This is a genomic window from Allobosea lupini (assembly GCF_900109525.1).
Classification (GTDB): domain Bacteria; phylum Pseudomonadota; class Alphaproteobacteria; order Rhizobiales; family Beijerinckiaceae; genus Allobosea; species Allobosea lupini.
In genome coordinates, this window is record NZ_FOAN01000006.1 from 459,246 (window position 1) to 471,835 (window position 12,590).

Annotated in this window: 11 protein-coding genes; 4 read left to right on the forward strand and 7 right to left on the reverse strand. The window is 66.4% G+C overall.

Annotated features, from left to right (window positions below):
* Positions 1–85: 85 nt before the first annotated feature.
* Together BMZ21_RS20020 and BMZ21_RS20025 are read left to right on the forward strand one after the other, a co-directional pair.
* On the forward strand, positions 86–340 hold the full coding sequence (locus BMZ21_RS20020) for a type II toxin-antitoxin system RelE family toxin (protein WP_167561683.1): 255 nt from the start codon (positions 86–88) through the stop codon (positions 338–340).
* Positions 341–352: 12 nt separating this feature from the next.
* Positions 353–724: a helix-turn-helix domain-containing protein gene (locus BMZ21_RS20025; RefSeq protein WP_091838138.1), complete on the forward strand. Its 372-nt coding sequence runs from the start codon at positions 353–355 to the stop codon at positions 722–724.
* A gap of 24 nt (positions 725–748) precedes the next feature.
* Here BMZ21_RS20025 and BMZ21_RS20030 read toward each other — a convergent pair whose 3' ends face one another.
* Entirely contained in the window at positions 749–1,597 is an 849-nt protein-coding gene (locus BMZ21_RS20030; RefSeq protein WP_091838140.1) for a peptidylprolyl isomerase, read from the reverse strand.
* A gap of 306 nt (positions 1,598–1,903) precedes the next feature.
* Here BMZ21_RS20030 and secA point away from each other — a divergent pair, with 306 nt between their 5' ends.
* Positions 1,904–4,750, forward strand: coding sequence for a preprotein translocase subunit SecA (gene secA / locus BMZ21_RS20035; RefSeq protein ID WP_091838143.1), 2,847 nt, complete (start codon positions 1,904–1,906; stop codon positions 4,748–4,750).
* A 33-nt stretch (positions 4,751–4,783) separates the two neighbouring features.
* Here the strand turns inward: secA and BMZ21_RS20040 are convergent, their stop codons facing one another.
* Entirely contained in the window at positions 4,784–5,572 is a 789-nt protein-coding gene (locus BMZ21_RS20040) for a 2-keto-4-pentenoate hydratase (RefSeq protein WP_091838145.1), read from the reverse strand.
* 50 nt (positions 5,573–5,622) lie between these two features.
* Positions 5,623–6,828 (reverse strand): MFS transporter, encoded by a 1,206-nt coding sequence (locus tag BMZ21_RS20045; RefSeq protein ID WP_091838148.1) that lies wholly within the window; start codon positions 6,826–6,828, stop codon positions 5,623–5,625.
* Between the two features lie 105 nt (positions 6,829–6,933).
* Here BMZ21_RS20045 and BMZ21_RS20050 point away from each other — a divergent pair, with 105 nt between their 5' ends.
* On the forward strand, positions 6,934–7,755 hold the full coding sequence (locus tag BMZ21_RS20050; RefSeq protein WP_091838151.1) for an AraC family transcriptional regulator: 822 nt from the start codon (positions 6,934–6,936) through the stop codon (positions 7,753–7,755).
* A gap of 119 nt (positions 7,756–7,874) precedes the next feature.
* Here the strand turns inward: BMZ21_RS20050 and BMZ21_RS20055 are convergent, their stop codons facing one another.
* From BMZ21_RS20055 to BMZ21_RS20070, 4 genes are all read right to left on the reverse strand, one after another.
* Positions 7,875–8,792: a TorF family putative porin gene (locus tag BMZ21_RS20055; protein ID WP_167561684.1), complete on the reverse strand. Its 918-nt coding sequence runs from the start codon at positions 8,790–8,792 to the stop codon at positions 7,875–7,877.
* Between the two features lie 214 nt (positions 8,793–9,006).
* Positions 9,007–10,428 carry a L,D-transpeptidase family protein gene (locus tag BMZ21_RS20060; RefSeq protein WP_208862329.1) on the reverse strand — a complete coding sequence of 474 codons (1,422 nt, stop codon included), beginning with the start codon at positions 10,426–10,428 and terminating at the stop codon, positions 9,007–9,009.
* Between the two features lie 198 nt (positions 10,429–10,626).
* Positions 10,627–11,580: an acetyl-CoA carboxylase carboxyltransferase subunit alpha gene (locus BMZ21_RS20065; RefSeq protein WP_199777497.1), complete on the reverse strand. Its 954-nt coding sequence runs from the start codon at positions 11,578–11,580 to the stop codon at positions 10,627–10,629.
* 118 nt (positions 11,581–11,698) lie between these two features.
* Entirely contained in the window at positions 11,699–12,469 is a 771-nt protein-coding gene (locus BMZ21_RS20070; RefSeq protein WP_091838158.1) for a class I SAM-dependent methyltransferase, read from the reverse strand.
* Positions 12,470–12,590: the final 121 nt, after the last annotated feature.

Sequence of the window (12,590 nt, forward strand, 5' to 3'; positions counted from 1 at the left end):
ATGGTTGGCCCGATGTGCCGCAGCGGAGGGTAGAAGGCAAGGCCGCCCTATCGACAGTCTTATAGCATATTGCTATAGATCACACGTGAGGCAGATCAACTACAGCAGGGACGCGCTCAAGACCCTGGTCGGGCTGCCGGCCAATACCGCGACGCGGATCCGAGCCAAGATCGCTCAGTACGCGGCCGCCCCGAAAGCCCAGACCAACAACGTCAAGGCCCTGCAAGGTAGCAAGGGCTACTTCAGGCTTCGGGTAGGCGATTGGCGGGTCATCTTCCGCGACGATGGAACGGTGATCCTGATCGTAAAGGTTGCGGCGAGGGGATCCGCGTATGATTGAGGACAGACCGTCATGAAAGAATATCTTCAGCTGACGATCGACGGCGAGCCTTATGTCGCCTTGTCACGGGCAGCCTATGAGAGACTTATCGAGGCAGCCGAGGACGCGGCCGATCTGCGCGCCATCGCACAATTCGAACGTCGCCTCGCGGCAGGAGAAGAGGAACTCCTTCCCTCCGACATGGTCGGGCGCATCATCGCGGGCGAAAACCGCGTTCGCGTCTGGCGCGAGCATCGCGGCCTGTCCGTAAGCGCGCTGGCCGACAAGGCCGGCATCGCTCAGCCCTATCTGTCGCAGATCGAAACCGGCAAGCGTGAGGGCACGCTTCAAACGATGAAGAAGATCGCCGACGCGCTGAAGATCACGGTCGACGATCTGATCTGAAGCACCAGGCCGAGAGCCAGGATGTCAGGGCTTCTTCGGCTCCGCCGGGGTCGCGGGCGTCGCCGGGGCGGCCGGCTTGTCGAGGCGCTCGACCTTGGCCTTGTCGCGCAGCCCGACGATGATGTCCTGCTGCGCCTTGCGGACCAGATACTGGTCGATCTGCGGCTTGACCTCGTCGAAGCTCGGCAGCGGCTTGGTGCGCTTGTCCTCGAGCTTGATGACGTGCCAGCCGAACTGGCTCTTCACCGGCTCGGAGACCTGGCCCTTCTCGAGCTTGAAGGCGGCCTCGGCGAATTCCGGCACCATCCGGTCCTTGGCGAACCAGCCGAGATCGCCGCCTTCCTTGCCCGAGCCGGGATCCTTGGAGAGCTCGGCCGCGACCTTGGCGAAGTCCTCGCCCTTCTTCACCCGCTCCAGCGCCGCCTTGGCCTGCGCCTCCTCGGGCACCAGGATGTGACGGGCGTGGACCTCTTCCTCGGGCTTCATCGCCTTGACGGTGTCGTCGAACAGCTTCTTGGCCGCCTCGGGCGTCGCCGCCTTCTTGGCCTCGACCGTCAGATATTCGTCCAGCAGCAGCTTGTCCCGGTTATAGGCCAGTCGCTTGGCGAAGTCCGGCCCGTCGCCGACCTTGGCGGCGGCGGCAGCCTTGGCGCCGAGCTTGAGGTCGACCAGATAGTTGATCACTTCCTCGCGCTTGCGCTCCTCCGGCATCTGCGCGGTACGCTCGCCGAGATCCTCCTCGGCCAGCTTGATGTCACCTTCGGTGATGGTGATGCCGTCGACCTTGGCGACGGGCTTGTCCTGCTGAGCCAGGGCCGGCACGGCGGCCAGCGCGAAGCCAAGCGACAGCAAGGCGAGACGGGAGGACAACATCGGTGCGGCCTTTCGACTGGACGGCGCGAAGATCGATCTCGCCGGCTGAGTGCCAGCAGAACGCGGCATTGGCAAGACGGCGCCTCGCACATCAACGCGAGCCGGCAAGCATGGTTCACTGTGCTGCAGCCGGCGACGCCAGAGTCCAGGCCTCTTGGAACACGCCCCGCCGGACCCTACATGCGCGCGGATAAGCGCGTGCTGGACCACGCGCCTGCGCCCGTCTAAACACGCGCGTGAATTCTATGGATTACCGCTTCGGCCGCGCGGTCTGCGCAGGCCGGATTCGTCATTGAAAGGCCAGACATGCTTGGCGCGCTCGCAAAGAAACTCTTCGGCTCGTCGAACGATCGGCGGGTGAAGGGCTACCAACCCCGCGTCAACGCGATCAACGCGCTCGAAGCCGAGGTCTCCCAGCTCTCCGACGAGGCTCTTCGCGCCCGCACCGAAACCTTCAAGCAGCAGCTCGCCAACGGCGCCAAGCTCGACGACCTGCTCGTGCCGGCCTTCGCCACCGTGCGCGAGGCGGCCAAGCGCGTGCTCGGCCAGCGCCATTTCGACGTCCAGCTGATCGGCGGCATGGTGCTGCACGAGGGCGCGATCGCCGAGATGAAGACCGGCGAAGGCAAGACCCTGGTCGCGACCCTGCCGGTCTATCTGAATGCGCTTGCCGGCAAGGGCGTCCACGTCGTCACAGTCAACGACTACCTCGCCCGCCGCGACGCCGAGTGGATGGGCAAGATCTACAACTTCCTCGGGCTCAGCTTCGGCATCATCGTGCACGGCCTCGACGACGAGGAGCGCCAGCGCGCCTATGCCAGCGACATCACCTACGGCACCAACAACGAGTTCGGCTTCGACTATCTGCGCGACAACATGAAATACGAGGTCGCGCAGATGAGCCAGCGCGGCCACCATTTCGCGATCGTCGACGAGGTCGACTCGATCCTGATCGACGAAGCCCGCACGCCGCTGATCATCTCCGGCCCGCTCGACGACAAGTCGGACCTGTATGTCGCGATCGACAAGGTCCTGCCCGGCCTGGTCAAGGGTGACTACGAGGTCGACGAGAAGCAGCGCACCGTCGCGCTGACCGAGGCCGGCAACGAGCATATCGAGCAGCTGCTGCGCGAAGCCGGCCTGCTCAAGGACGGCGACCTCTACGACTCCGTCAACGTCACCCTGGTCCACCACGTCAACCAGGCGCTGCGCGCCCATGCGCTGTTCACACGCGACAAGGACTACATCGTCCGCAACGACGAGGTGGTGATCATCGACGAGTTCACCGGCCGCATGATGCCCGGCCGGCGCTATTCGGAAGGCCTGCACCAGGCGCTCGAGGCCAAGGAGGGCGTCACCGTCCAGCCCGAGAACGCGACGCTCGCCTCGATCACCTTCCAGAACTATTTCCGCCTCTACAAGAAGCTCGCCGGCATGACCGGAACCGCCGGCACCGAGGCCGACGAGTTCGAGCAGATCTACAAGCTCGAAGTGGTCGAGATTCCGACCAATGTCCCGGTCGCCCGTATCGACGACGACGACGAGGTCTATCGCAGCTTCCCGGAGAAGGTGAAATCGATCATCAAGGAGCTGGAGCGCGCCAGCGAGCGCCTGCAGCCGGTGCTCGTCGGCACCGCCTCGATCGAGAAATCCGAGCAGATCGCCGAGATGCTGGTTGCTGCCGGCTTCAAGCAGATCGACTTCAGCCAGCCTAACGCGCTCGACAGCCTTTACTCCGCCGCCCGTACCGGCAAGAGCACCAAGCAGTTCGCCGTGCTGAACGCCCGCTTCCACGAGCAGGAGGCCTTCATCGTCGCCGAGGCCGGCGTCCCCGGCGCCATCACCATCGCCACCAACATGGCCGGCCGCGGCACCGACATCAAACTCGGCGGCAACGTCGAGATGCGCGTCTCGATCGAGACGGCCGGCATGGAAGAGGGGCCGGAGAAGCAGGCCAAGATCGTGGAGATCGAAGCCGAGGTCGCCCGCTTCAAGGAGATCGTGCTCAACGCCTCCGAGACGATCGAGCTCGAGCCGGCCAAGGGCTCGCGCCCGGCCAAGACCATGACCCGCCCCGGTGGTCTCTACATCATCGGCACCGAGCGCCATGAGAGCCGGCGCATCGACAATCAGCTGCGCGGCCGCGGCGGCCGCCAGGGCGACCCCGGCCGCTCCAAGTTCTTCCTGTCGCTGCAGGACGACCTGATGCGCATCTTCGGCTCCGACCGGATGGACGGCATGCTGCAGAAGCTCGGCCTGCAGGAGGACGAGGCCATCGTCCATCCCTGGATCAACAAGGCGGTCGAGAAGGCGCAGGGCAAGGTCGAGGCGCGCAATTTCGACATCCGCAAGAACATCCTGAAATACGACGACGTCATGAACGACCAGCGCAAGGTCGTGTTCGAGCAGCGCCGCGACTTCATGCGCGCGGCAAGCGTGCGCGAAACCATCGACGACATGCGCCATGGCGTCGTCGAGGACACCGTCTCGCGCCGCATCCCCGAGGACGCCTATCCCGAACAATGGGATGCCGCCGGCCTGCGCGAGGACGTCGCGACCTATCTCAACCTCGAACTGCCGATCGAGGACTGGGCCAAGGAAGAGGGCATCGCCGACGCGGAGCTGCGCGAGCGCATCCGCAAGATCGCCGACGACGACTATACGGCGCGCATCGAGCGCAACACCGACGAGGTGATGACCTATATCGAGAAGCAGGTGCTGCTGCAGACGCTCGACCATCTCTGGCGCGAGCACCTGGTCACGCTCGACCATCTGCGCCAGGTCATCGGCTGGCGCGGTTATGCCCAGCGCGACCCGCTGAACGAGTACAAGCAGGAAGCCTTCGAGCTCTTCGACAGCTTGATCGGCCGCCTGCGCGAGCAGGTCACCGGCAATCTGATGCGCGTCGAGGTCCGCTTCGACCAGCCGCCGGAAGACGGTCAGGGCTTCGGCCAGGGCGGCAGCGATGCCCTGCCCCCGCCGCCCGCCGGTTTCTTCGCCGGCCAGCCGCAGTTCGCAGCCACCGATGGCGACCTCGCCGTGGCCGAGCGCAACCCGGCCGATCCCGCGAGCTGGGGCAAGGTCGGCCGCAACGAGCTCTGCCCCTGCGGTTCCGGCAAGAAGTTCAAACACTGCCACGGCCAGTTCGTCTGACCGCAGCGCCGGCGCGATACGCCGGCGCGAATGTCAGGCGAAATCGGCCTCGACCGCGCCGAGCGCATCGATTTCGATCCGGACGCTGGCACCGGCACTGACCCACTGCGTTCGGACGAGGCTGCCAAGCAGGACAGTCTCGCCGGCCCGCAGTGGCATCCCGCGCTCGCTGGCGTGCTCCGCCAGCCATGCCAATGCCGCATAGGGATGGCCGAGCACGTCGGCGCCGACACCGGCACCGGCTTCGATCCCGTCGATAAGGACCCGCCCGCGCAACGTCGCGAGGTGAGGTAGCGCGGCCGGGTCATGCTCGCGGCCGAGCACGGCACCGGCGGCGAAGAAATCGTCAGCGACCAGCATCGGCGTGCCCGTTCCCTGCCAGTCGACATACCGGTCGTCGACGATCTCGATCGCCGCCATCACCGCTCCGACCGCGCTGCGGACGCTCTCGGCCGTGAAAGGCCCTTCCGTCAGATCGCCCGCCAGCCGCACCGCGATCTCGCACTCGACTCCGGCCTTGACGAAGCAGCCATGCCGAAGCCTGGCATCGCCGCGATGCGTGGTGCCGGCGAAGAGCCCGGCGGCGCAAGGATGGGCGATGCCGAGATAGGCCTGCATCACCGGCGTGGTGCAGCCGACCTTCCAGCCGACCCTTGCACCGAAACGGCTTTCGGCAAGGCGCGCATGGACTGCGTCGCGCACCGCATAGGCCTCCACGAGGTCTCGTGGCGCGGTTCCGGCAGCTGGCGGCGCCAGAGGCGTCAGGCTCAGCCGCGCAGTAGCGATCGCATTGGCTGCGGCAGCGATGGCTGTATCGGACAAGGCCAGGCTCCGGGCGTCGGGTAACGGCAGCCTGCCACGTGACGGCCCTCTCAGCCAGCACCATGCCGGGGCAGCCGTGGCAGCAGGATCGTCAGGAGCCCGAGCAGCGGCAGATAGGAACAGACCTTGTAGACGAAGGTGATGCCATAGGCGTCGGCGAAGCCGCCGAGGAAGGCGGCGCCGAGCCCGCCCGCGCCGAAGGCGAAGCCGAAGAACATGCCGGCGATCAGGCCGACGCGGCCAGGCACCAGCTCCTGCGCGAACACCACGATTGCCGAGAAGGCCGAGGCGAAGACCAGCCCGATCATCACGCTCAGCACGCCGGTCCAGACCAGGTTGGCGTAGGGCAAGAGCAGCGCGAACGGGATGACGCCGAGGATCGAGAACCAGATTACGAAGCGCGCGCCGAAACGGTCCCCGATCGGGCCGCCAACGAAGGTGCCGACCGCCGCCGCGCCGAGGAACAGGAACAGCATCAACTGCGCGTCGCGGAAGCCGAGCTGGAACTGCTCGATGACGTAGAAGGTGAAGTAGCTGGAGATGCTCGCCATGTAGACGTTCTTGGTCGCGGTCAGCAGCACCAGCACGAACAGCGCGAAGGCGACGCGCCCGCCCGGCAGCGGCAGGGTCCGGCTAGCCGGCGGACGCCCGGCCTGCGCCCGGCGATGGGCCGCGTACCAGGACCCGACCCGGGTCAGGACGACGACGCCGGCCATGGCGATGACCGAGAGCCAGGCGACGCTGCCCTGGCCGAATGGCAGGACGACGAAAGCTGCCAGCAGCGGCCCCAGCGCCGAGCCGAGATTGCCGCCGACCTGGAACAGCGACTGCGCCAGGCCGTGCCGCCCGCCGGAGGCGAGCCGCGCGATCCGCGACGCCTCCGGATGGAAGATCGCCGAGCCCAGGCCGATCAGGCAGGCCGCGATGATCAGAGCCGCGAAATTATGGGCATTCCCGAGCAGGATCAGGCCACCGAAGGTCGAGGCCATGCCGGCCGGCGCCGAATAGGGCATCGGCCAGCGATCGGTCACCATGCCGACGACCGGCTGCAGCAGCGAGGCCGTGACCTGGAAGGCCATGGTCAAGAGGCCGATCTGGATGAAATCCAGCGCGTAATTGGCCTTGAACAGCGGGTAGAGCGAGGCCAGCAGCGACTGCATGACGTCGTTCAGGAGATGGCAGAAGCTCACCGCCAGCAGGACGGAGATCGTCGTCTTCTCGAAACGGGGCTGGCTCCCCTCGACCGTTGCAACCATGGCGCCATTCCCCGCATGCGGACCTTCAGCGGCGCTCCTTCTACAAGGCTTGCCCGTGACCTGCTTTCGTGATTCGGTCTAATTGCTTCGTGTTCGGGCCATTCGATGAGAAAGCTGCCGCAGCCACAGGTCGAGGCCCTCCATTCCGACCATCGCCATATCCACGGCACGGTTGCCGACGCCGACGGCGATGTTCTGGTCCGCGTCTCCGACAATCCCGCCGGCTATACGATCCCGCTGCACAGCCATCGCCAGATCCAGCTTCTCTGCGCCTTCTCCGGCGTGGTCCAGATCAACACCGAGCGTGGCAGCTGGATGATCCCGCCGGGCCATGGCCTGCTCATCCCCGCCCGGCTGCAGCACGCGGTGGAGATGCTGAGCGATGTCAGCATCAAGTCGGTCTATCTCCTGACCGGAGATGACGACCTGGCGGAGCGCATGCTGCAGGTGCTCGGCGTCACCGATCTCGCCCATGCGCTGATCGTCGAGGCGATCCGCCTGCGCGACATGCCGCCGGGCCATCGCAAGCTCGCCCTCGTCCTCGAGCTGCTGACGGCCGAGATCGCCGCGCTGCCGATCCGGCCGCTCGGCCTGCCCATCCCCGCCGACAGGCGTCTCGCTGCCCTCTGCCGCGCCTATATGGCCGCGCCCTCGGTCAATGAGCGTCTTGACGATTGGGCTGCGAAGCTCGCGATGAGTCGGCGGACCTTCACCCGGCTCTTCCAGCGTGAGACCGGCCTCAGCTTCGTCGCCTGGCGCCAGCAGGCCAGCCTGTTCGCCTGCCTGCCTCGGCTGGCGGAAGGCATGCCGGTCACGCAAGCCGCCATGCTGGCGGGCTATGACAATGTCGCGGCGTTCACGACCATGTTCAGGCGGCGGCTGGGCACTGCGCCGCGCAACTACATGAAGGCCTCGCTGGCGCGATAGCGTCGCCGCAACCGGCATGAAAAAGGGCCGCTCTCGCGAGCGGCCCTGAAGCAGTGCATGCGGCTAGGGCACGTGCCGATCAGATTAAAGCAATCTGATCGGCACGTGCCCTGAGGCCCTCACTTCGGCGCGAAGATGCCGACGCTGCTGGCCGTGATGTCGAAGGAGAGCGTCGCCACCACAGTCGGGGCGCACCATTTCGAGCGCCCCGAACCCGAGTTGACCCCGCGCGGATCGGCCGTCAGCGCGAAGCATTCGGTCTTCGACAGGTTGGTGTCGTGATAGCGCACATCCGCCGTCAGGTTCTTCCAGGTGTAGGAGACACCGGCGTTCCAGTAGGCGTAGTCGGGCAGGTTGGTCGGCGGCACAGTCGACCAGATCGCCAGATTGGTCGTTCCGAGCCAGTAATGGCCGAACTCGCCGGAGACCGAGAGGCCTTCCAGGAAGGGCAGGTTGTACTTCGCCGTCACCGAGGCATAGGTGCCGCTCGCGCCGGTGCCGAGCCAGTCCCAGGCGTAGAAGACGTTGGCACCGAGGATCAGCTTGTCCTCGAAATTGTAGCTGACCTTCCCGTAAACCTCGGTGTAGTCGGTGTTCCGCGGCGTCCAGTACACGCCGGCCGTATCGATGAACTGCTTCTCGCTGGGATAATAGTACTGCCAGACGCCGACATCGACGGTGACCGGACCGAATTTCGGACGGATACCGGCGTAGAAGTCGATCTCGGCCGGCGGACGCGTCGCCAGGTCGACATTTGAGGCATAGACGCCGGCATAGACCAGGTTGTCGTAGAACTGCAGCTCGGCGCCGCCCTGGATCGCCGGCTTGCGGTCAGTCTGCGAGATGCCGCGGAAATTGTAGTCCGTCATGCCCTTCACGCTGACGGCGATGTCGAACCAGGTGATGCTCGGGGCCACCGGCGGGGGCGGAGCGCCCTTCTTGCTCGGCAGGTCGGAGGCGAGCGCCGCGCCCGAAACCGTCAGCGCCATCGAAAGCGCAAAGCCCGTCAGCAAGCCGGAAGTCTTCAAGGCAGCCATCGCGAACTCCATCGAGATCCCTGCACGACTCCAGTCATGCATTCGCCATGATTAGGCCTTCGCAGCCGCAATATCGGCAAGGCGAGCTTTTTGGCAGACTGCCGCATCAATAGGCAAATCTGTCGGTTTCGGCGCATTCCGCGCCCAGAAAAGCGCCCGCGGCCATTGCTGACCGCGGGCGTGACTTTTTTACATCAGATGATTTGCAGACCGCTCAGCGAGTCGCAGGCTGGTTCGCATAGGCGGCATCGGGCTGCTGGAGCTGCGAGGTCCGCAGGGTCGAGGCACGCCGCGGCGGCAGCGGCACGGTCACCGTCTGCGGGGCCTCTGGCACGGTCGAGGCGACCGGCGACTGCTCCTTAGGCTCGGAGGAGCTGCCGAGCAGCGGTACGAAGCTCAGCGCGCGCTGATAGAAGGAGGGCTGCGCCGGTGCGGCCGAAGCCGTCTGGATCGGAGCAGCGGTGGCCTCGCCCGGGTTCGCCTTGGCGACCTGCGCCGCTGCATCGCTTGCCGGCTTGGCGGCGGGTTGCACGGACGCAGGCCTGGTCGGTGCGGCAGCGGCGACGACAGGCTTGGCGTCCTCCATCTGCGCGCTGCTGACCGCGGCGAGCACAGCGTCGTTATCAGCCGATTCGGCCCGCACGGTCGCCTTGGTGCGGCCCTTGTCGTCGAGCACGACGACGCGCGGGCCGATCAGCGAATCGACGCGGCTGATGCCGACATCACGCGAGCCCCAGGCCACCGACCTGTTCAGGGAATCAGCGCCGGACTGGGCAAGCTGACGCTTGAACGAGGAATGCTGGTCGCCATCGTCATAGATCAGCTTGACTGCGGGGGTGCCCTTGGACACCAGCGCCGCGACCTGGATCTCGTCCTGCTGGCGCTTCTGCGCGATCGCCTGCGTCAACGAGGGGTCGACCTGGACGCCGTCGCGGTTAAAGGCGTAGCGCCCACCAACGACCGAAACCGAAGGCTCGTCCTTGGCAACCTCGAAATAATCCGAGCCTTCCTTCAGGTTCTTCCAGAAGGCTATATTCGGATCGAGCCGGTGCTTGGCGAGGTTCTCCGGCGTCATCCGGAAGGGATAAGCCTGCATCTGAACGGCGCGCTGCCCGCCATTCTGGGCCTCGCGGACCAGCGCGTAGATCTCGCCGATCTGGTCGTCGGTCATCGAATAGCAGCCGGCCGAGGAGCAGGCGCCATGCACCATGAGATGCGCGCCGGTGCGGCCATGCGCCCTGTCATAGGCGTTGGGATAGCCCATGTTGAACGAGACGTAGAACGACGAGTTAGGGTTCATCTGCGCCGGGCTGATGGCGTAGAAACCCTCGGGCGCCATGCGGTCGCCCTCCCGCACCTTCGGGCCGAGCTGGCCGGACCAGCGGCACATCGGATAGGTCTTCAGCAGCGCGTATTTGCCGTCCGCGCGCTTCTTCCAGACCTCGAGCTCCGACTCCTTCTTGTAGGAGCGAATCACGATGGGCTGGCTCTTGCTCATGCCCTTCTCGGACATCAGCGTGTAGGTCGCCGACGGAATCGGGATGTTGTGGCGCGCGGAGCCGCGATAGCGGTCCTCTTCGCAGGCTGCCAAACTGAGGCCAAGGAGCGCCGCCAGCGCGAAATGTCTCACAGCCACGTCGTCAATCCCATTTCGCGCAGACGCGTCAAAGCCGACAATGCCTCAGACAACGCGGCCAAATTATGCCCGTCGATTGGTTGCAGGATCGTTAGCCTTGACCGTCCCTTACCACAGGAGGCTCGCAGATGGCCATATGGCGAAGCCGCGGTAAAGCGCCCGCCGGGCCGAACGCCCGCTTGCGCACAATCGGCAGGGCTACAGCGCCCGGCCGATCGCCAGGTATTTCTGTGCCCGCCGATCGACGATCTCGTCGGCACCGAGCCCGGCGAATTCGGACAGCGCCGCCTCGATCGCCGCGCCGGCCCGCTCGATCGCGCCCTGGGGATCGCGGTGGGCGCCGCCGGTCGGCTCGGTGACGATCCTGTCGATCACACCGAAGCGCAGCAGATCCTGGGCGGTGATCTTCATGCCGGTCGCGGCATCCTGGGCACGCGCCGTGTCGCGCCAGAGGATCGAGGCAGCGCCTTCCGGCGAGATCACCGAATAGATCGCATGCTCGAGCATCAGCACCCTGCTCGCGGCAGCGATCGCGATCGCCCCGCCCGAGCCGCCCTCGCCGATCACCAGCGCGACGCTCGGCGTGCGCAGGGCAAGGCAGGTCTCGGTCGAGCGCGCGATCGCCTCGGCCTGGCCGCGCTCCTCGGCCTCGATGCCGGGATAGGCGCCGGCGGTGTCGATGAAGCTCAGCACCGGCAGGCCGAAGCGATCGGCCAGTTCCATCAGGCGCACAGCCTTACGGTAGCCTTCGGGCTTGGGCATGCCGAAATTGTGCTTGATGCGGGTCTCGGTCGAGTTGCCCTTCTCCTGGCCGATCACGCACACCGGCTCGCCGCGGAAGCGGCCGAAGCCGCCGACGATCGCCTCGTCCTCGCCGAAGGCACGGTCGCCCGCCATCGGCGTGAACTCGTCGATCAGGGCAGAGCAGTAGTCGAGGAAATGCGGTCGCTGCGGATGGCGCGCCACCAGCGTCTTCTGCCAGGGCGTCAGGGCGCCATACAGGTCCTTCAGCGCCTGCGAGGCCTTGGCTTCGAGCTTGCCGACCTCCTCGGCGAGCGAATAGCCGTCGCCCTTGCCGTCGAGCGCACGCAGTTCATCAGCCTTCGCCTCCAATTCGGCAACCGGCTTTTCGAAATCGAGATAGCTTCGCATCGACATCCAGATCAGGTCCCGCTTTCCCACGGAAGAGGCGGCAGCATCGGCCGCCAGGGGTCGCGGCGACGGAACGGTCAAAAAGGCGGCGGACCTTGGCCGCGCCCCGGCGAAATTGTCAACCCGCCGGCATATTCGCCTCATCCTGCCGCGGCAGCCGACCTGAGGAGTGGCCCTGCGGCAGCAGGACCGGCCGGAAGGCGAAGCTGCGCCGCGTCGCCCGCAAGGGCGCGCGCCGGTAGAACTGCTTGGTCGCGTCGATGACGTAGACGCCGGCGAAGGGCAGCGACAGCCCGCCGCCGACCTTCTCCCAGGCCATGGCCGAGCGCATGAACAGGCGCCGGCGCAGCGGCGGCACATAGAGCGCCTCGGCCCAGTGCTCGGGCGAGAACATGGCCCGGCGCATCAAGGCCTCGATCTGCGACCGGCTGAACGGCCGGCCATGGCCGAAGGGCGTCGTATCCATCCGCGCCCACAGGCCGCGCCGGTTCGGCACGACGACGATCAGCCGCCCGCCCGGGCTCAGCACCCGCGAGATCTCTTCCAGCAGATCCTCGGGGCTTTCGGTCTCCTCCAGCGCGTGGACCAGCAGCACCCGGTCGACCGAGGCGGTCGGGAGCGGCAGCAGGGTCGGCTCGACCAGAGCGGAAGCGGAAAGCCCGGGCGAAGGCCAGTTCACCACGCCCTGCGCCGCCGGCATGAAGGCGATCACCCGCTCGGCCTCGCCGCCGAGCAGCGGCAGATAGGGCGTCGCGAAGCCCAGCCCCAGCAAGCGCTGGCGCCGGCAATCCGGCCAGAGCCTCAGCATGACCCGGCCGACGGTCCGCCGCGCCACATGCCCGAGCGGGCTGGCGTAGAAGCTGCGCAGGTCGACGACATCCAGGGCCATGCCGACGGAGATGGCTCAGCGGGGCCGGGAGTGCAAGGGTAGACGGCAGTCGGCAATCGGCAGTAGGCAGTCCCCAGCCTGACTTGATAGGTTGCCGCCTCGATCCGCGCCGGCTCGGATT